Source organism: Paenibacillus sp. 2TAB19 (assembly GCF_052115185.1).
GTDB lineage: Bacteria > Bacillota > Bacilli > Paenibacillales > Paenibacillaceae > Pristimantibacillus.
Map to the genome: position 1 here is coordinate 1 of NZ_JBFRGE010000052.1, position 20,517 is coordinate 20,517.

The window sequence follows — 20,517 nt, forward strand, 5'->3', positions numbered from 1 at the left end:
ATACAAATGAATCTTGTGATTTTTTCAAGTCAAGATTTTCAGAAATGATTAACTTGAAATCCGTACCTACAAAACCAACCGACTTTGTTTGAGCATCATAATTTATAGAAATATCATATTTTTCTCCGCCTTCTCTAAGCGGAAGATATACGACTCCATTAACTCTAATTGCAGGTGTCGAAGAAGTCGGTAAATAATCGTTCAAAATTTCAGGCTGTTGATTACTTGATCCTTGAGAAGGCTCTGTCTCAGAATTATAATCATGAATCTCAACTGTCTTAGCCGAGGAATCCCAAGCAATCTCCTTGCCAAAAACGGATGCTAAATCTCGAACAGATAAGTAGGTGCTTCCTTCATAAGTTATTGCTTGTTTTGCTAACTTAACCTGTGTCCCATTTGTATTCACTTTAATATCGTCTCTAAGAAAAACTTGAATCTTTTTGTACGTATCTGCTGCAAAAGAGGTAGTCGATCCAAACAATGCTGCTCCGCAAAGAAAGCCGATTATAAATTTTTTCATTTTTACATCTCCATAAATATGTTTTTGAATTGGATTGATGCAGTACTCCCTAGATCTCATTCTCGCTATCTAATTTGAACACTATAAATTGTTGCATATTTCAAATACAGTTGAGTAAATATTTTTTCTCGAAACAAGGGGGTAACCTCTATATTGAACATCACAATTTTTACAAACAACAAAAAAAACACGGTATCATTAGTATGTTAAGCATCCCAATGATACCGTGGTTTCTCCTATTAAACGTGATTGCAGTTGATAACAAGCGTCTTTTGCTTCATTAAACCGTTCTGAGCACGGCGATTTCATCGCATGCATGCTGCTTCGGGCAGTTGACGCAGTCCTTCCACACCTTCTCCGGAAAAATCTCTTTCTCCACGATCGTGAAGCCGTTGCGCTTGAAGAAGTTGTCCGCGTACGTGAGGGCCATCACTTTAGTAACGTTCAGCGCCTTGGCCTGCTCGATCAAGCTCTCGACAAGCTTGTTGCCGATGCCAAGCCCTCTGTAACCATCCGTCATCCCGAGCGAGCGAATTTCCACCAAGTCGTCGCCAAGCCTGCTTAAGGAGCCGCAGCCAACGACAACACCGTCAACCTCGGCAACGACGAAAGTATCTATTATATGTTGCAGAGCTTCTCGTGTACGAGGCAGCATAATGCCTTTCTCGGCATAACCCTTAATTAATTGAAACAACGTCTCGATATCATCGGACGTCGCTTTTCTGCATAGAACCTCTAATGCCTGCATCGCTGCCTTCGCCTCCGCTCACCACTGATGATAAAAACAATATGAATAAATATACAACACAATGTATTTTAACACAATAGTAAAAATAGTGCCGATCATTAGCCCTCGAGGAAAGCTCCGAACACTTCATTTCCGAGCAAAACACCTTGTGAAGTAAGCTTATATACGGTATCGTCCGATAATTCCAGCTTCTCGAGCAAGCCGTCTCTTATAAGCTTGTCTATCGTCGGACCAAACTTCTGTTCCAGTGATAGGCCGCCGCCAAACTGCTTGGAGAAATTCGAAGAGCGAACGCCTGAGAGCAGCCGCAAGCCTACCATCATGAAATCCTCCATTGCTTCTTGCTCGCTCACCTCGAAAGAGTCCAGCCGCGGCAGCTTCTCGGAGGCAGCATCAATGTAAGGCGTAATTCCTTTCAAATTCACATGACGCTGACGATTGGCGTAGCCATGCGCGCCTGCACCGAGGCCGTAATACGGCTCATTGCGCCAATACGTAGAGTTGTGACGGCTTTCATATCCCGGTTTTGCAAAGTTGCTGATCTCATAATGCTCGTAGCCGCCGGCCTTCAGCAAATCCATTAACCGAATGAACATATTAAATTCTTCATCCTCAGTTGGCAAAGGTAGCTCATTGCGCTCATACAGCTTGTGGAACAGCGTATTCTCCTCAACCTTCAAGCTGTATATCGAATAGTGCTTCAAATCGAGCGCAAGCGCGCTCTCGACGCTGCTCGTCAAATGCTCGATCGTCTGACCCGGCAAGCCGAACATAAGGTCGATCGACATATTGGTGAAGCCGACCTTGCGTGCATTCTCCAAGCTCCGGTATACATCATCTACACTATGGATACGACCGATTCGCTCCAGCAAGCCATTATCGAACGACTGAACACCAAAGCTGATTCGATTGACTCCGCCATCTCGCATCGCCTGTAGCTTCTCGATATCCGTAGTTCCGGGATTCGCTTCCATCGTGAATTCAACGTTCGGAGCGAGTGGAAAATGAGACTTAACCGCATCAAGAAACACTTTCATCTGCGGCGGTGTCAGTACGGTCGGCGTACCCCCGCCTACGAAGACGGTATCGATCTCCACGGGCGGCAGCAGCTCGGTCGTCCGCTTCATCTCCTGCTCTAGCGCAATCAAATATTGATCGACGGGCTGACCCTTCAATACATAGGAAGTAAAGTCGCAATAATGACATTTGTTCGTACAAAAGGGAATGTGAATATATAACGCTCTTGGCGATTGTATGACACTTGTAACATTCATCGTTAGTCCTCCTTCCGTCGTGCGCTAAAAAAATAATATCTCAATAAAAAGAAGGAGAGCCGCGCTCTCCCTCGCTTCGCTACTTTAGTCGCTTAAGCTTAATTCTCGTCGATCTTAAGAACAGCCATGAACGCTTCCTGCGGCACCTCTACGCTGCCGACCTGCTTCATCCGCTTCTTGCCTTCCTTTTGCTTCTCAAGCAGCTTACGCTTACGGCTGATGTCGCCGCCGTAACACTTGGCAAGAACGTTCTTGCGCATAGCCTTAACCGTCTCGCGGGCAATGACCTTCGTTCCGATCGATGCCTGGATCGGCACCTCGAACATTTGACGCGGGATAAGCTCTTTCATTTTCTCGCAAATGAGACGTCCACGGTTGTATGCGCGATCGCGGTGAACGATGACCGACAAGGCGTCAACCTGCTCGCCGTTCAGCATGATGTCCATCTTCACGAGATTCGAGCGGCGATAGCCGGATACTTCATAATCGAACGAAGCGTAACCCTTCGTATTCGACTTCAATTGATCGAAGAAATCATATACAATCTCGGACAACGGGATTTGGTACGTAAGCGTAACGCGGTTCGTATCCAAGTATTCCATGTTAACGAACTCGCCGCGTTTATTTTGACAAAGCTCCATGATCGCTCCGACATAGTCGTTAGGCACGATAATGCCCGCTTTAACGAAGGGCTCTTCAACATAATCAAGCTTGCCCGCTTCAGGATAGTTCGACGGGTTATCGATATCCATTGTATCGCCGTTCGTCAACGTTACTTTGTAAATAACGCTTGGCGCCGTCGTAATAAGCGGAATATTGAACTCGCGCTCGATACGCTCCTGAATAATCTCCATATGCAGCAGTCCCAAGAATCCGCAGCGGAAGCCGAAGCCAAGTGCTGTCGAAGATTCCGGCTCGTATCTGAGCGATGCGTCGTTCAGCTCAAGCTTCTCAAGCGCTTCGCGCAAATCATTGTAATCTTGCGTCTCGATCGGATACAAGCCGCAGAATACCATCGGATTAATACGACGGTAACCTGGCAGCGGCTCTGGAGCCGGACGCTTCGCTTCCGTCACCGTATCGCCGACACGCGTATCCTTCACGTTTTTGATGCCTGCTACAACGAAGCCTACGTCGCCTACGGCCAGCTCGTCGACAATCGTCATCCGCGGCTTGAAGGCGCCGACCTCAATGACTTCGAATTCCGCTCCTGTTGCCATGAAGCGAATTTTCTTGCCGGCTTTGATGCTTCCGTCCATGACGCGCACATATACGATTACGCCTTTGTAGGGATCGTAGTGTGAGTCGAATATAAGTGCCTTAAGCGGCTCATCCGGATCTCCGGTCGGTGCAGGAACTTTGGCTACGACCTGCTCCAATATTTCCTTTATGCCGATACCCGCTTTCGCTGATGCAAGAACGGCTTCGCTTGCATCAAGGCCGATAACATCCTCGATTTCCTGCTTCACTCGTTCAGGCTCGGCGCTAGGCAAATCGATCTTATTAATGACAGGCAAGATCTCCAGGCTGTTGTCCAATGCCAAGTAAACGTTGGCAAGCGTCTGCGCCTCGATACCCTGCGCCGCGTCAACAACAAGCAGTGCTCCTTCGCAGGCCGCCATGCTTCGAGATACCTCGTATGTAAAGTCGACGTGTCCCGGCGTATCGATCAAGTTCAGAATGTACTCTTCGCCGTCGTCGGCGCGGTATCCTAATCTAACAGCTTGAAGTTTAATGGTAATGCCGCGTTCCCGCTCCAGATCCATCTGATCAAGAACCTGCGATTGCATCTCGCGGGAAGTAAGTGCGCCGGTATACTCCAGTATCCGGTCGGCTAAAGTTGATTTGCCATGGTCTATATGCGCAATAATAGAAAAATTTCTAATTTTCTTTTGTCGGTCACGAACGTCTGTCATGCCTAACCCCCACAATTTCCAATAATTCTACTCATTCTTTCTAGTATATCAGCTTAAGGGGCATGTGGGCAATGTTCATTCTTACTTCGTCAATCCGTCGAAGATCGAGACGACGAAACGGATGCCTCCGCTCGATACAGACTGCAGCATTCCTGAAGCGGATTCCGCCAGCTTGTCGACGGCGGGCTCGTTCTCTTGAAGCGGAATACCAGGCAGCCGCTCGTTCTCATCGACAACCGCATTCTCGTCTGCTCCGGCATCTGCTTTGCCAGCTTTGGTCAGCAGACGCTTCGTCTCCTCAAGCTCCCGCTCCAATTGCTCAATCTTACGCGCATAGACCAAGTTCTCATCCTGCTGCTCTATATTTTCCTCAGTTCCGTCACTTTCGTATTCGTCATAGTAGCCGCTGCCCGATTCCGTTTCCTCGAAGGAACCGTTAATGCGCTCAATGCCGGATGAAGACATCTCGATTCCGTATAAGACAATAAACACAATCGCGCCTCCCAGCAGCGTCCACTTAAGCGCACCCTTCTTCATCGCTCATTCTTCCCTTCCACTCGTTCATAATGGCTTCTTTGTATTAGGAGCTGTTACCTTCGCATCTTCCCAGTAGATCTCGCCAATGACTTCCGCAAGCGCATCTGCCGTACGGTAAGATTCCTCAAGCGTGTTATCTACACCGCCGATCTCGATTAGCACGCTGTCCGAAGCGAGCGATTGATTATATTCCCCATTACCTGTAGCAGCTGTCTTGCCCCAAATGCCGCGCGATATGCCAGGATACTTTTTCTCCAGCTCTTCATGGATTTGCGTAGCGAACTCTTCGTTTTCTTTCCAGTTCGGATTTTTGTGGCCGATTATAAAATACACCTGAGCATAACTTTTGCCCTTAATATCAATCGTCGTATATTTACGCTTCTGCGAATCGCGATGCAGATCGAAAAAAAACTTAAGCTTCTTGCTGCTCGCAATCGCTTCCTTCACGGTCTTCATCGAATATTTGTAGGACAGCTCCCAGCGGTAATCCTTAATCGCGGTCGGGTAGTCAGTCTTGCTGTGCAGCGCGCCGACGCCTTCTTCCTCCAATTTATCCGCGAGTCTTTTGCCGACCAAAGTGATGTTAGTCGTCGTGGAGTTCGGATCCTTCATCTTCTCCGTCAATTCAGGGAACCAGGATTCGCGATTATGCGAATGATAGATGAAGACAACGTCCTCGCCACCTGTCGTTGGCTCTGACGGTTCGTCTCCATCACCTTGCGATGGAGCATCGGTCGCTGGCGTTGTTGGTGCAGCTCCAGGATCGGTTGCGCCTTCAGAGCCTTCAGAGCCTTCAGAGCCCTCAGAGCCTTCAGAACCAATACCTGTGCCCGTATTAGGCTCGGATATGATTGGCGTATTGTCTTCCGGTCCAATTGCGGTGTCCGTTCCAATGCCCTGCCGAATTAGGAATGCGTCGTTCGCGCTCATACCCGGCAATTCCCCCGCAAGAAGACTTTTCGGATCATTCGGATTAATATCGGTTAACGCACGAATGAGAAATTTKCTGATTTGCTTGCTGGAAAGTGAACCCGATTCGCCGCTGCTCTGGAATGCAGGCATCTCCATCTCTAGCATGTCCCCAAAGAAGCCGCTAGATACCGATGCAGCGAAGCCTTTCATTGAATTGACCGGATCGGCCGTCGATTGCTGATGAGCCATGCCCGCTAATCCTATCAAAATAAAAAATAAGGTCGAGCTAAATGAAAGAAGCGCAAACGTGCGCCCCGTCACCAGCAAATTTCGTATCCGCCTGCTTTCTTTCCCGAAATCCAGCAGCATCATCGTTCGTTTCATCACTTGTATTCCTCCCGTCTTAAATGTCCGTTAGCTACTATTAATCTATGATCGCCGCCGAGTTCATAGAACCACTAGAGAGCAGTTTGTTGGTTACAATCTCATAGATTTGGATTGGGAGAGGATCGTTTTATGTGAAAAGGTAGGAATGCAAAAAAGAACGTCCCAGCCAAAGACCGGGACGTCACATGTGATCCTTAATGCGTATAGGCAGCCACATTATCGGTATCCACCGCATCATGAAGCGAAGCGTTAAGTCCGCTTGCGATAATGTTGGCAATATCCTCAATAAACTGGTCTATCTCCTTCGGGGTAACGAGCAGATCATGGCCAAGCGGACTCAGAACTTCCTTTACAAGCTGAAGCCGCTCTTGTTCGGGCAACTGGTTCATGACTCCGAAAATATGATTCGAATCGCCCTTCTGCTTCTCGATATGGGATCTCATCATCTCGAGCGTATTGTTGACAATGGTCGAAGCGTACACGACGGTCGGCACGCCGATCGCGATGACAGGCACGCCCAATATTTCTTTCGTCAATCCTTTGCGCTTATTGCCTATACCCGAGCCGGGATGAATGCCTGTGTCCGCAATTTGAATCGTCGTATTCACCCGTTCAATCGCTTTAGACGCCAAAGCGTCGATTGCAATAACAAGATCAGGCTTCGAGCGCTCCACGATCCCTTGTACGATCTCGCTTGACTCGATGCCTGTAATGCCGAGTACGCCTGGCGCGATCGCGCTAACGGGACGATAGCCTGGCGCGACTTGATCGGGCATTAATTCAAAGTAATGCCGAGTAACCATAACGTTCTCGACGACTAGCGGTCCAAGCGCGTCGGGAGTAACATTCCAGTTGCCCAAGCCGACGATCAATACTTTGGCCATTTTGTTAATGCCGAGCCGCTCTAGAAACTTCTCGAAATGTTTGGCGAACGCCGTTGCCACCCGGTCTTGAAGCTCCGTATCCTGATTGCGCAGCTCCGGTACCTCGATTGTTACGTATTGGCCTTGCATTTTGCCGATAGCCTGCGAGCCCTGCTCATTCTGCACATGCAGCTGCGTAATCGTAATGCCTTTATCCTCCGTCACCTCGGAGACAATGCCGGGTATGGGACCGCCGCCCGGCGTTTCCGCCATTTCTTTCGCTTCCAGCGCCAAGTCGGTTCGAATATTATATTGCTGCAGATCAAGCTCACTCATTGTTCGGTGCTCCCTTCTTGCGTACGTATGTACTTTCGTTATTGTTTGCAAGGAGATCATTTTCATACTTTGATTTCTTTGGCTGCATCCTATTGACGTCTAGACCTCACATTGGTTACTATTGCTTTTTGGCAACCTGCATGATAATATATTTTAAGTTGTGTTATCTAGATATTTACCGTTGTGAACAGTTTAGGAGGTGAATTCCATGCCAAACATTAAATCCGCAATTAAACGCGTCAAAACAAGCGAAAAACGCCGTGCTTTGAACGCATCCCAAAAATCCGCACTTCGTTCGGCCGTTAAATCTGCTGACCAAGCAATTGCTGGCACTGACGTTAACGCAGCTAAAGCTGCATTGATCGCTGCTACCAAAAAATTGGACAAAGCAGCTACGAAAGGCCTGATTCATAAAAATGCGGCTTCCCGCAAAAAATCGCGCCTTGCTAAAAAGCTGAATGCCTTGTCGGCACAAGCTTAATAACAGCCAAGTTGAAACGGCTTCATCGATCGCTTAGCGAACGGTGAAGCCGTTTTTTTTGTTATAAGGCATAGTGGGAATTCCAGTTTGAGATAAAAAAAGAGCAGCAGCGCTGCCGCAATGTCGCGGCTACGCTCTCTGCTCAAGTCCTAATGATAGCAAGTACAATTCAAGTCCTAATGTCTTGTCAATGGCGCCTGTCTTCATTTTGTAATCCAGGTCGGCTAACGACGCGAGCAGTTGCCCAAGTCTTGCTGTTTGGAACTTGCGGCTCTTCTCCGCTGACAGCTTCACCGCATAAGGATGAAGGCCGAGCTGCCCCGCCATCTGCTGCGGCGAATACTGATGCTGCTCAAGCTCCTTAATCTGCAGCATGATACGCAGCTGCCTTGCGATGAGCGCAGCAATCTTAATCGGCTCTTCCCGCCTGATGAGCAGCTCGCGATACATACGGAGCGCACGGTCGATACGCAGCTCAGCGATAGCTTCGATAAGCGCGAATACATCCTCTTCGGCCGTTGCGGCAGTAAGCATCGACGCTTCTTCAGCGGTAATCGTCCCCCCTGCTCCAGCATGCAGACAAAGCTTGTCTACCTCTTGCGCCAGCTGCTGCATATTGGCGCCTGTCCGCATGAAGAGAAGATCGGCTGCATCTGACTCGAGAGTTCTCTGCTGTTCTGCTGCACGCTTGATCATCCATTGCTTCAATTGCGCCGCGTCCAGCTCTGGAAAAGCGATTAGCGAATGGCGATCCTTAAGTGTCTTCACCAGCTTACGGCGTTCATCCAGCTTTTCCGCATGCACGCTTACCACAATAACCGACGTTTCGGAAGGATTCTCTATGTACTGCAACAGCTTCTCGGGCTTATGCTCGATCTTGCCGCCTTCTTTGCCGCCAGCGGCAAACACATTCATATCTCGAATTAACACGAGCTTGCGCGGCACAAAGAATGGCAGCGTCTCCGCTTCCAATACGGCTTCCTCGATCGATGTCTCGGCGGTATCGAATTTAACGATGCCGAGCTCCCTCTCATCAGACGTAAACAGCTTGTCCGATAACGTATCAATAAAATGCTGAACGCGGTAACGATCCTTACCGTACAATACATAGATCGGTCTGAAACGGCCTCCCTTAATTTCCTTTAATGCTTCCTTCGGATCCAATCGTATTCACCGCCTTCCCAATGATGTCCTTAATCTCGGCTTGGCACACGATGACTTAGAATAGACGGCAACAAAGGGATGTGCCGTCAGAAGGCTACATCCCTTTGTCCAAAGATAAGAGCTGATTCATGAAACAAACAACGCTTATCCCTCAACATGACCCGGTTCTCACTATTATCCGGATGCCCTACTCCGTTAACAGTCAGCCCGACCCAGCTTGCCGAACATCTATATAAACAGCCGCAGGCAGGTCCATGGTACCGCCCTACGGTTGGTCATACGTTCGTCACGCTCTCGCCAGCTTGCAATGGTTGCTCGTTGCTTATACTATACGCAAAGCTTCAGGATAGTGTGCGAATACCCGCAAATTAATGTTGCGCCTTCGTGTCGCTTCCCGCCTTTACGTCTATAACGTATTTCTCACTAGCGCCTTGTTCCAACTGTACTTCATAGTTCAGCACGGTATTGTCGTCTGACCAGACGAGCCCGGCAAGCTTGCCGTTCTTTCGGTCCGTCTCGAACAGAAGCGATTGATCCGCAGCCTTAAATATCTTCACCTTAAAGCCTTCCGCGACCGCTTGCCATTCTCCATTAGGTGAAATGGCAGTAATCGCAACCGGCACTTCGCTCATAATCCCTTGAGTGCCCGGCGTAGAGGTAAAGGTGTCGGTTCCGGACTTATTGCTCATTCCATCGCCGCTTAACGCTCCGCTTTCCAAGGTATTAGACGTCTCCATCTCCGGTTCGGATTCAGGTATCGGTTGTTTGCCGACTTCTCCCGAGCTCGTTGCTTCGTCTAACTGGTCTGGAGCTCCTGCTGCAGGTGATCCTTCATTTCCTTGCGTGCGAACGCTAGGCTGAGCACCGCCATCTGAATCACCTGACGATTCGATGTCCTCTTCGGCGGCAGACGCGTCCTGCTCTATTTTTTGGTCCGATTTCAAGCTATATACGTCGCTTCGCTGAGCAATGTCCATCGTGTCATTGGAAGCCGATTCTTGAGCAGTCATCGAATTCGCACTGTCGTTGTCGAAGCCCGGGCCGATTCCTGCGTTATAGCCAATAATGAACAAGCCGGCGACGACGCCTGCCGCTATGATCCCGCCCACATACCGAAGCGATGGAAGACGTCGGCTGCGTGCCAACCGGCGAGCTGCAAGCTTACCCTGCTCCTGTTCAACTTCATCCTTATGAACGACATACATCGAATCGTTTCGCTCTTCCAGATCCAAACGCTGTAGCTCCGGCAATATCGCATCGACTAAGCTATAGCTTGGAACAACCTTAGGCAAACTAGTAAGTTCGGCGGACAGCAACTGAAGTCTATCATACATTGCTGCACAGTCCGGACAATGTCTAGTATGATCTATCAAGACGCTGTACTCGCTCTCGTCGAGATCGCCATCTAGCTGCCTGTGCATTAAATCCATCACCTCTTGACAATTCATCCCCGGACACCACCTTTCTGATAATCATGGAGTAAAGTTTGCAGTTGCTGTCTAGCTCTAAACAAATAAGACTTCACCGTATTGAGCGGCAAATCGAGCGAATCGGCAATTTCGTTGTACGAAAAATCCTGCAAATAACGAAGCACGACGACAGCCCGATGATGCTCGGGAAGCTTCTCGATCGCGGACCGAATGTCTTGTACCGCATACGCGGACATAACCTCGTCCTCTACWTTCTGCTTCTCGCGAAAAACCATCTCATGCTCGTCAATCGATACCGTCGGCTTATTCCTTCGAAATTTATCGATACATATGTTRGTCACGATTCGTTGAATCCATGTCTTGAATTGAGCCTTCTCTTCATAAGAGCTGATCTTCGTATAGATGCGTATAAGCGMCTCCTGGGCCGCATCCATAGCGTCCTGCTCGTTATTCAATATATAATAGGCTGTMCGATAAACATGGGTTTCAATCTCACGCAATAGAGTTATTAAAGCGTCGCGATCTCCCGACTGAGCGGCTCGTATGAGGTCCGGCTCCACCACGAAGGATCCCCCTCTCTTGCAACCTCTCTGACGAGGCGGTTGCATTAAAAGTTGCAATTTTTTTTAAGAATTCTTAAGAAATATTAAGAAATATGAAGTTCGCCTTTAATTAGCTTCTAATCGCCAACACACTGCGGCAGTTAAGCCCCCACAGTCAGAGTTCGATCACAGCTGTATACGCTAATTTATATACTAAGAATTATTAGAAAAGTTTCATGACAGACAAYTCCACATTAAAGGATACCAAATATTCAGTTGCCCGTATATAGAAATGCGATGTTCCGCTTGCATTTACAAACGTCAATAAGCCCTCTGCTCGATGAGCGGGGCTAATATAATGACTTTTAGCAGCTATGCTTTTGATTCATCATCAACTCTAATTTCCAACAAATAGTCCTTTCTCCGATATGGAGAATTGGATCTCTCCGTCCAGGTCGGTTCGCCATAGCCGAGCTCCAGCCGCAGCAAGTTTGGCAAGAACGTCCGGATGAGGGTGACCGTAGCTGTTCGTTGCTCCAACCGAAGCTGCCGCACCCATTGGCCGCCAATAATGAAGCCATTCATCGCTTGTCGAGAACCTGCTGCCATGATGAGCGATCTTTAATACAGCTGCACGGTCGATTGGGTCAATGGCATGGTTGGTTTGGCGCATCAGGTCGATAATCGCGTGCTCCGTAGACGCATTGATATCGCCGGACATAACGAATAATTGTTCGTGGATTCGAAGGGACAAGACGACGCTTAGCTCATTCTGCTCCTGCTGTACTTCAATAACGTCATTTGATTGTTGCGGCGGCCATAACACTTGAACATCCGTACTGTCATCAACATTCATCTCCATCCCCGCATAAACTCCGTACATGGGGATAGACTTGTCAAGCGCAGTCTGGATAAGCTTCTCTGCGTCCTCAGCTTGCTTGACCGATCCATTCCACCAAATACTTTTGACGGGAATCGATTCAATCACTGCCTGCAGTCCCCTTATATGATCGCTGTCAAGATGAGTAATCACAAGAACGTCAATCTCCCGCGCGCCTCGCTTCATTAAAAGCGGTACTAGAAGCTTGCGTCCTACCTCGAAAGGATCGCTTCTCGCACGCCATTCTTCGCCTGGCTTCACGAAAGATAAAGTACCGCCCCCGTCGATAAGCATATGCTTGCCTTCTGGCGTTCTAATATGGATGGCATCCCCTTGTCCGACATCGATGACGCTGATCTTCGCCTTGTTATCCCATCGATCGGGATCGTATGCCAAAAATAAGAGTGTTCCTATAATCATTATCATTACAAGAGGCTTGTACACTTTGCGAAGTACTTCACCCACTGAGTGCTCCTCCCTTATCGTTGACAGGTTAAGGCGTTGTCGTAACTCGATTAACGGGTCGGGAAGCACGACATCGTTCGAAGTGCCAACAGGAAGCGGAATCGTGGGTACAACCAAACGATCTGTTATCTGATCTATAGGATTGTTTTCATTAAGCTGAGGACGAACGCGCTGATTAAGCCAATGAAACGTCAAGCACAGTGCTGCCAGCCAAGCAACAACCCACCATAAGGGCGGGCTCGCCCAGATCGTTCGAAGACTATCGACCGCAGCTAACTTCTCGACAAGAGCGAACGTCCATTCGTTGGCATAATGGGATACATAAGAGAGCGTCTTACCGCCGCCCTCCCATAACAGGCTGATAATGAGCGCTCCAGCACCTATCGGCATGACGACAAAGCTAATAAACGGGACGAGAATGAAATTGGCCGGAAGCGACAATAGATGAAATTGGTTAAAGTAATAGATCGATATCGGAAACGATACAAGCTGCGCGACGAGCGTCACTGCCGCAAGGTCAAGCAGCGCCTTGCCCCTGCGCCACTCAGGCATTGCCTTTCGCACTGGATTGACGCCGAGTATTAGCCCGATCGTGACAATGAAAGACAACTGGAAGCTTACATTCTCGAGGAAATAGGGATCGTAGATGAGCATAACCAAAGCAGCTGCCGCCAGCAGATGCAGCCCGTCCTTAAGTTTGCCCAGCCGCGCTGCAAGCAGGCCGAGTATCGCCATAAGTCCGGCTCGCACGACGGATGGCGATGCGCCGGAGAGCAGGACATATAGCGGTACGGCAATCATAAGCAGCAGAAGCGTTCGCTCGCGCGTCAGCCTTGCGAGCCGCAGCAGTCCTCCAAGCGCGTAGAGGAACACCGCGACGTGCAGTCCTGAAATGGCCAATATATGCGTCAGACCAAGACGCGAGAATTGCTGGAACTGCTGCGGGTCGAGGTCCTCGCGGATGCCGAGGACGAGACCCTTCATGTACCCGGACTGATCGGACGGGTACAGGGCGTTCATCCGTGCGCCGAGGCTGTCGCGCGCGGCATCGATGCGGCCGAGCATAGCGGCCGCGGTCCAGGCTGGGCCCGCCGACGCTTTGACGTAGGCGGCGCCCTTGACCTTGAGCAGCCAGTGGATGCGCTGGCTGCGAAGATAGCGGCGGTAATCGAAGCCGCCGCTATTCGTTGCTGCGGCCGGCTGCGCTAGCTCGCCGCTAATCACGACCTTGTCGCCGCGCTTCCAGCCCGCGGCAACAACTTGCTCCGGCTGCTCCGCCAGCCGCACCTGAACGATCAGCCGCTCGCGCACAGCTCGCGGCTTCGCATCCCCCTTCACGCGCAGACGTTCCGTCCTGACGCGGAAGCTGACCCGGTCGCCGTCGACCTCTACGACCGACACGATAACCCCCTCCGCCTCCGCCTCGAATCCGGCTCGCGGCCCTTCCGCCTCGGCGGCGGCCAGCAGCTCCGGCAGCCCGGTCACGTTATGGGCATCCGCCCATAGACGCTCCCCTGCCGCAAGCCCCGCCGCGAGCAAGCAGGCGATCGCCAGTCTCGGCGACGCCTTCCCTAACATCACGCAGGCGGCGGCCCCGAACAAGGCCGCCTCGCCGGCATATACGACGCCTTGCGCGTTAAGTCCCGCCGCAGCCGCGCTTCCGCACACATAACATAGCACAAACCAAATAAGCGGCCTTCTGTTCATCCCGCTCCCCCTTTCCTACCTGCAACATCGCAACAAAACAACAAAAAGAACCACCGCCGGCATCAAAAAAGATGCAAGCGGAGGTTCTTCCTCTGCCACTTTAATATTGAAATACGATTTACTACAATGTAATTTCCATCTGAGCTTGAGCCGGCGGATCGAACTGATCCAAGCTGCGAAACACAATTCCCTTCTGTTCCATTAGCGCAGCGACTTTCTCGCTGTCCTTCGGATAGCTGCGATGATATACGATCTCTACGATACCGCTATTGGCAAGCATATTCGCGCACGTCCAGCACGGCTGATCCGTCACGTAGACGACCGACCCTTCGCGGTCTGCGCGATCGGTGAACAGGAGGAGATTTTGCTCGGCATGTATGGTCCGAATGCAGCGCTGCTTCTTCACAACCTGCTCCTTGCCGTCCACGAGCTTCATCTCGATCTCTTCCGCGATCATACAGCCCTCTTCCAGGCAATCGTGTACGCCCATTGGCGCGCCGTTATAAGCAGTCCCGAGCAGCTTCTTGCCCTGTACGAGCACGGCTCCGACATGTCTTCTTGGACAGCGCGATCGCGTTGACACCATGTAGGCGATATCCATGAAATACGTATCCCAATCTTTACGGGCAGTCTCTTGTGTTTCCTTCAACATTGTTCAGCTTCTTCCTCTCTCTTGCTCATGCTGCTTCTATCCTTCATGCTGTAAGCTTGACTATGTGCCGTTATGTTATGATTTCGTCTTATGCACCCTGTTGGCTAAGCGTAAGCGCCTGACTCAGGTCTGCCAAAATATCGTCGATGCCTTCCGTTCCGATCGACAAGCGAATCATGCCTGGCGCAACGCCTGCCGCATCCTGCTCATCGGCCGACAGCTGCTGGTGCGTCGTACTCGCCGGATGAATGATAAGCGACTTCGAATCGCCGACGTTAGCGAGATGAGAGAACAGCTTAACGGAATTGATCACTTTCTTGCCGGCTTCTACGCCGCCTTTAATTCCGAATGTAAGAATAGCGCCTTTGCCCTTCGGCAAATACTTCTGCGCCAGCTCATAGGATGGATGGCTTGGAAGGCCCGGGTAGTTCACCCATTCAACCGACTCATGAGCTTCCAGGAACTCGGCCACCTGCTGAGCATTCGAGCTATGGCGCTCCATACGCAAATGCAGCGTCTCAAGTCCTTGCAGCAGCAGGAACGAGTTGAACGGCGATAAAGCCGCGCCCATATCGCGAAGCAGCTGTACGCGAGCTTTAATAATATAAGCTATCGGACCAACCGCATCCGTATATACAACGCCGTGATAGCTTGGGTCCGGTTCGGTAAGGCCAGGGAACTTACCGCTTGCCTTCCAATCGAACTTGCCTCCGTCGACGATAACGCCGCCTATCGATGTGCCGTGACCGCCAATGAACTTCGTAGCGGAATGGACAACGATATCGACTCCATGTTCAATCGGACGGCATAGGTAAGGACTTGGGAACGTATTGTCCACGATGAACGGAATGCCGTTCTCATGCGCGATCGCCGCAACAGCTTCCAGGTCGATAATATCGCCCTTCGGATTGCCGATCGTCTCCGCATATACGGCTTTCGTGCGCTCTGTAATCGCAGCGCGGAAGTTCTCCGGATTCGAAGGATCTACGAATTTGACTGTAATGCCAAGCTTCGGAAGCGTCGTGGAGAACAGGTTGTATGTACCGCCATACAGGCTTGTCGCAGAGACGATCTCGTCACCGGCGCCTGCAATGTTCAGCAGTGCATAAGTAATAGCAGACTGGCCGGATGCGACCGCAAGCGCTGCCGGTGCGCCTTCGAGCTCAGCTACGCGCTTCTCGAATACGTCCGATGTCGGGTTCATTAGGCGCGTATAAATGTTGCCGAATTCCTGCAAAGAGAATAAGCTTGCTGCGTGATCTGTATCTCTAAATCCGTACGACGTCGTTTGGTAGATCGGTACTGCGCGCGACATTGTCGTTGGATCGATTTGTTGGCCTCCGTGGACGGCTACCGTATCAAGTGAGAGCTTGCGTTGTTCAGACATCTTAATTGAACGCCTCCTATAAAAGTAAATGATAATGGCACTGCGGTCAAAGCAGGATACCTGCCTCGTCAGCTTCAGACTCCTGCTGCAACCGATTCCTTCCATTATCTCACAATCATGGACGAGCCACAATGCCCTCTTTCATGCCCRCAAGCAGCTTTTCGCCTATTCCTCGCACTCTGAGCAGATCATTTACCGTGGCAAAAGGACCATTCTTCTCCCTATCATCGACAATAGCCTGCGCCTTAGCGGGGCCGATTCCTTTCAACGCATCCAGTTCTTCTGCGGTCGCTCGGTTAATATCAAGCTTGCCCGTCTGGTCATCTTCAATCATTAGCTCGCTGTCCGCTTGAGCATCATCAGCATCAGCTGCGCTACCCGTCTTCCCTGCTTCGTCGTTCACAGCGCGCCTCTCCTCACCCTCATGAGCATCGCCTGCCTCGTTCTTTGAACCAGCCGCCTCCTCACCGCGCGTTGAAGCATCCGGCTCCAGCTCCTTCAAAGCAAGCTCCACCTCGTCATTCAATGCAGTCCATTGTTCACGGTTATCCTGCTTAGGCTGAGTGAATGCTGCGACGAGCAAAACCGCTGCCGCTGCTAGACAAACCGCCGCCGGCAGCCATAACTTCATCTCCACACGAGCATACTTTTTTTGCATTACGCAACAGCTCCTCTTTATTTTCATATATTAGCTAGAAGTGTCTGTTATCTTAATTGCGTGCATATGGAACAAGTCATGCAGAATATGGTAAGAGAGTACGCAAAACGCGGCTTATGCTTAGGGGGGCTCCGCATGAATGTCGGATTTATCGGGACGGGAACGATGGGAAGCCTGCTGATTGAGGCTTTTATCGCATCGGGCGCGCTTTCGCCTGCACAAATTGTTATTAGCAACCGCACCTTTGCAAAGGCGCAAGCTTTGGCTGACCGTTACTCCGGCATGACAGCAGAGACGACGAATGCTGCGGTTGCTTGCGGCAGCGAAATTGTTTTTTTGTGCATCAAGCCTCATGAGTTCAAGAAAGCGGTCGACGATTTGAAGCACATCGTCCATCCCAGTCAAATCATCGTGTCCATCACGAGTCCCGTGCTGATCGCCCAGCTCGAAGACGAACTGGACTGCAAAATCGCAAAAGTCATTCCAAGCATTACGAACCAAGTATCGAGCGGCGCCACGTTATGCATCTATGGCAAACGAATGAACGAGGCGGATAAAACGAAGCTTGAACAACTCCTCGCCTACATTAGCGAACCGCTTCGCATTCAAGAATCCCATACGCGAATCGTGTCCGATTTATCGAGCTGCGGTCCAGCCTTCTTTACGTTTCTGCTGGAGCAATTCATCGAAGCTGCAGTCGAAGAAACAGGGATCGCGCGCGAAGAAGCGCGCAAGGTCGCAAGCGCGATGATGCTCGGAACCGGATTGCTGCTGACGGAGGGCGGATTAACGCCTGCCGACGTGCAGGAGAAGGTCGCCGTACCAGGCGGAATAACGGCGCAAGCACTGGAATACTTGAAGCGTGAGACAGGCGGCATGTTCAATCAGCTTATTCGTACGACGCATAACAAGTATAAGGACGATTTAATCAAGGTTTCTGCCTCATTTATGAGCGAAGAGGTGAACGGGCAATAGCTGTGCTTCAGCTAAAGCCCGCTCACCTCTTCGAAGTTTTGCGGCTGTATTCGTATTAGTTGGCTACGATGTTAACAAGCTTGCCTTTTACGGCAACCACTTTGCGAACGGTTTTGCCCGCGATAAGCTCTTGAACCTTCTCGAGCTCCTTCGCCAGGCGTTCCATCTCGTCCGTTTCTGTATCGGCAGCGATCGAGACGCGTTCTACGATCTTGCCGTTCACTTGAACGACAATCTCTACCTCTTGATCGACCGTCCAAGCTTCCTCGTACTTCGGCCACTCGGAATACGTAATCGTCTCCGCGCGTCCAAGCTTCTCCCACAACTCTTCCGTAATATGCGGAGCGATCGGGGACAGCATTTGCAAGAACTGCGCCATCGCCTCACGCGGAAGCACTTCCGTCTTGTAGGCTTCGTTAACGAAGATCATCAACTGGCTAATGACCGTATTGAAACGAAGGTTTTCGTAATCCTCGGTTACCTTCTTAATCGAACGATGCCATGTGCGCTTGAACGCATCGCTAGTATCGCCATCYGTTATTTTCGCGCTCAAGCTGCCGTCCTCGTTAATGAACAAGCGCCATACGCGGCTCAAGAAACGGTAAGTGCCTTCAACCCCGTTCGTATTCCACGGCTTCGTCGCTTCAAGCGGACCCATGAACATTTCGTACATGCGAAGCGTATCTGCGCCGAACTCGCCTACGATGTCGTCCGGGTTGATGACATTGCCGCGTGATTTGGACATCTTCTCGTTGTTCGTACCAAGAATCATCCCTTGGTTAACGAGCTTGTGGAACGGCTCCTTCGTATCGACAACGCCAATATCGTACAGCACTTTATGCCAGAAGCGCGCATACAGCAAGTGAAGCACCGCATGCTCCGCGCCGCCGATATAAAGATCGACCGGCAGCCATTCCTTTTGCTTCTCCTTGGAACAAATCTCATTCTCGTTCTTCGGATCGATGAAGCGCAAGTAATACCAGCAGCTGCCTGCCCATTGCGGCATCGTGTTCGTCTCGCGGCGAGCATTCATCCCCGTCTCCGGATCGATTGTATTGACCCATTCAGTGACGTTCGCTAGCGGTGATTCGCCCGTTCCGGACGGCTTGATCGCATCGACATCAGGCAGCAGCAGCGGCAGCTGATCCTCAGGGACAGGCTTCATCGTTCCATCCTCCAAGTGGAGAATCGGAATCGGCTCGCCCCAGTAGCGTTGACGGCTGAACAGCCAGTCGCGCAAGCGATAAGTCACTTTTCCTTGGCCCTTGCCAGTCTCTTGCAAATGCTTAATCATTGCGGCAATTGCCTCTTCATTGTTCAGACCGTTAATGAAATCGGAGTTAACATGCGGGCCGTCTCCAGCAAAAGCTTCTTTCGTTACGTCTCCGCCTTCAACAACCTCGATAATCGGCAACCCGAACTGCTTCGCAAACTCCCAGTCGCGTACGTCATGACCAGGTACGGCCATAATTGCTCCCGTKCCGTAGCCTGCAAGCACGTAATCGGCAATCCAGATCGGCGTCTTAGCTCCATTCACCGGGTTGATCGCATAAGCGCCAGTGAATACGCCTGTCTTGTCCTTCGCCAAATCTGTACGTTCCAAATCGCTCTTGCGAGCAGCAGCGTCTTGATAAGCTTCAACAGCAGCCTTCTGATCGGCTGTCGTAATGGAAGCTACCAGCTCATGCTCAGGTGCAAGCACGCAATACGTAGCGCCGAACAGCGTGTCGGGACGGGTTGTGAACACAACTAGCGAATCGTTATGGCCGTCAATTGCGAACGTCACTTCCGCGCCCGTCGACTTGCCGATCCAGTTGCGCTGCATATCTTTAATGCTTTCCGTCCAATCCAGCTCTTCCAGATCTTCAAGCAAACGCTCCGCGTACTCGGTAATTCTCAGAATCCATTGACGCATCGGCTTGCGAATAACCGGATGGCCGCCGCGTTCGCTTAGGCCGTCGATGACTTCCTCATTAGCAAGAACGGTGCCAAGCGCCGGACACCAGTTAACCGGAACCTCTGCTACATAAGCAAGTCCGCGGTTGTACAATTGGATGAAAATCCACTGCGTCCATTTATAATAATCCGGGTCCGTCGTGCTGAACTCGCGATCCCAATCGTAGGAGAAACCTAGCGATTTGATTTGACGGCGGAAGTTGTCGATATTTTTGAACGTAATGTCTCTTGGATGCTGGCCTGTATCGAGCGCGTGCTGCTCGGCCGGCAAGCCGAAAGCGTCCCAGCCCATTGGATGAAGGACATTATAGCCCTGCATGCGCTTGTAGCGGGATACGATATCTGTTGCGGTATAACCTTCCGGATGGCCTACATGCAAGCCTGCTCCAGATGGATACGGGAACATGTCGAGTGCGTAAAATTTAGGTTTGCCTTGCTCTTCCTTCGTTTGGAACGTCTTGTTCTTATCCCAATATTGCTGCCACTTCGGCTCTACAACAAGCGGGTTGTAGCCGTGAAATTGCTGCTCCTGACTCATCATCTATTCCTCCTACAAAGTTAAACTTACTCACGATTAAGCGCTCAATCCAAGGCTAGGCTTAGATTGCAATAAAAAAACTCCCGCCCCTAGCGTATTACGCTAGGGACGAGAGTTGAGCTCCCGTGGTACCACCCTAGTTAGCGACGGGCATGCTTTGCCTGTGCTCACTTGTCGCCTTTATCGCAG

17 protein-coding genes and 1 other annotated feature (1 of these 18 only partly in view) are annotated in these 20,517 nt (G+C 50.6%); of the genes, 2 read left to right on the plus strand and 15 right to left on the minus strand.

Annotated elements, in window-relative coordinates; all coding sequences use genetic code 11:
- The 7 genes from AB4Z33_RS21010 to gpr all read right to left on the minus strand — a co-directional run.
- Positions 1 to 520, minus strand: a 520-nt coding sequence (locus tag AB4Z33_RS21010) for a stalk domain-containing protein (RefSeq protein ID WP_442051758.1), incomplete at its 3' end; no start/stop codon positions are given.
- A gap of 280 nt (positions 521 to 800) precedes the next feature.
- The gene (locus AB4Z33_RS21015) at positions 801 to 1,268 is read right to left on the minus strand and encodes an N-acetyltransferase (RefSeq protein WP_337101566.1); all 468 of its coding nucleotides are present in this window, start codon (positions 1,266 to 1,268) and stop codon (positions 801 to 803) included.
- Positions 1,269 to 1,366: 98 nt separating this feature from the next.
- Positions 1,367 to 2,542, minus strand: coding sequence for a radical SAM family heme chaperone HemW (hemW, locus tag AB4Z33_RS21020; protein WP_442051759.1), 1,176 nt, complete (start codon positions 2,540 to 2,542; stop codon positions 1,367 to 1,369).
- A 98-nt stretch (positions 2,543 to 2,640) separates the two neighbouring features.
- Positions 2,641 to 4,458, minus strand: a complete 1,818-nt coding sequence (gene lepA / locus AB4Z33_RS21025; RefSeq protein ID WP_442051760.1) for a translation elongation factor 4 — start codon at positions 4,456 to 4,458, stop codon at positions 2,641 to 2,643.
- 81 nt (positions 4,459 to 4,539) lie between these two features.
- Positions 4,540 to 4,995 carry a hypothetical protein gene (locus tag AB4Z33_RS21030; protein WP_442051761.1) on the minus strand — a complete coding sequence of 152 codons (456 nt, stop codon included), beginning with the start codon at positions 4,993 to 4,995 and terminating at the stop codon, positions 4,540 to 4,542.
- Between the two features lie 24 nt (positions 4,996 to 5,019).
- Positions 5,020 to 6,291, minus strand: coding sequence for a stage II sporulation protein P (gene spoIIP / locus AB4Z33_RS21035; protein WP_442051794.1), 1,272 nt, complete (start codon positions 6,289 to 6,291; stop codon positions 5,020 to 5,022).
- 197 nt (positions 6,292 to 6,488) lie between these two features.
- Positions 6,489 to 7,493 carry a GPR endopeptidase gene (gene gpr, locus AB4Z33_RS21040; protein ID WP_442051762.1) on the minus strand — a complete coding sequence of 335 codons (1,005 nt, stop codon included), beginning with the start codon at positions 7,491 to 7,493 and terminating at the stop codon, positions 6,489 to 6,491.
- A gap of 208 nt (positions 7,494 to 7,701) precedes the next feature.
- Here gpr and rpsT point away from each other — a divergent pair, with 208 nt between their 5' ends.
- On the plus strand, positions 7,702 to 7,974 hold the full coding sequence (gene rpsT / locus AB4Z33_RS21045) for a 30S ribosomal protein S20 (protein WP_337101560.1): 273 nt from the start codon (positions 7,702 to 7,704) through the stop codon (positions 7,972 to 7,974).
- A gap of 129 nt (positions 7,975 to 8,103) precedes the next feature.
- On the opposite strand, the gene holA is transcribed toward rpsT, so the two are convergent.
- From holA to AB4Z33_RS21080, 7 genes are all read right to left on the minus strand, one after another.
- Positions 8,104 to 9,138 (minus strand): DNA polymerase III subunit delta, encoded by a 1,035-nt coding sequence (gene holA / locus AB4Z33_RS21050; RefSeq protein ID WP_442051763.1) that lies wholly within the window; start codon positions 9,136 to 9,138, stop codon positions 8,104 to 8,106.
- 368 nt (positions 9,139 to 9,506) lie between these two features.
- On the minus strand, positions 9,507 to 10,586 hold the full coding sequence (locus tag AB4Z33_RS21055; RefSeq protein WP_442051764.1) for an anti-sigma factor family protein: 1,080 nt from the start codon (positions 10,584 to 10,586) through the stop codon (positions 9,507 to 9,509).
- Positions 10,583 to 11,131 (minus strand): RNA polymerase sigma factor, encoded by a 549-nt coding sequence (locus tag AB4Z33_RS21060; protein ID WP_442051765.1) that lies wholly within the window; start codon positions 11,129 to 11,131, stop codon positions 10,583 to 10,585. The genes AB4Z33_RS21055 and AB4Z33_RS21060 overlap by 4 nt, the downstream gene beginning before the upstream one ends.
- A gap of 376 nt (positions 11,132 to 11,507) precedes the next feature.
- A complete protein-coding gene (locus AB4Z33_RS21065) occupies positions 11,508 to 14,162 on the minus strand; it encodes a ComEC/Rec2 family competence protein (protein ID WP_442051766.1) in 2,655 nt (884 codons plus the stop codon).
- 121 nt (positions 14,163 to 14,283) lie between these two features.
- On the minus strand, positions 14,284 to 14,814 hold the full coding sequence (locus tag AB4Z33_RS21070; RefSeq protein WP_337101556.1) for a deoxycytidylate deaminase: 531 nt from the start codon (positions 14,812 to 14,814) through the stop codon (positions 14,284 to 14,286).
- An 88-nt stretch (positions 14,815 to 14,902) separates the two neighbouring features.
- On the minus strand, positions 14,903 to 16,201 hold the full coding sequence (locus AB4Z33_RS21075) for a homocysteine synthase (protein ID WP_442051767.1): 1,299 nt from the start codon (positions 16,199 to 16,201) through the stop codon (positions 14,903 to 14,905).
- 115 nt (positions 16,202 to 16,316) lie between these two features.
- The gene (locus tag AB4Z33_RS21080) at positions 16,317 to 16,859 is read right to left on the minus strand and encodes a ComEA family DNA-binding protein (protein ID WP_442051768.1); all 543 of its coding nucleotides are present in this window, start codon (positions 16,857 to 16,859) and stop codon (positions 16,317 to 16,319) included.
- A gap of 135 nt (positions 16,860 to 16,994) precedes the next feature.
- Here AB4Z33_RS21080 and comER point away from each other — a divergent pair, with 135 nt between their 5' ends.
- Positions 16,995 to 17,834, plus strand: a complete 840-nt coding sequence (gene comER, locus AB4Z33_RS21085; protein WP_442051769.1) for a late competence protein ComER — start codon at positions 16,995 to 16,997, stop codon at positions 17,832 to 17,834.
- Positions 17,835 to 17,889: 55 nt separating this feature from the next.
- Here the strand turns inward: comER and leuS are convergent, their stop codons facing one another.
- Positions 17,890 to 20,328 carry a leucine--tRNA ligase gene (gene leuS / locus AB4Z33_RS21090; RefSeq protein ID WP_442051795.1) on the minus strand — a complete coding sequence of 813 codons (2,439 nt, stop codon included), beginning with the start codon at positions 20,326 to 20,328 and terminating at the stop codon, positions 17,890 to 17,892.
- A gap of 101 nt (positions 20,329 to 20,429) precedes the next feature.
- Positions 20,430 to 20,517 (minus strand) — a binding site (T-box leader); it runs 131 nt beyond the window's last position.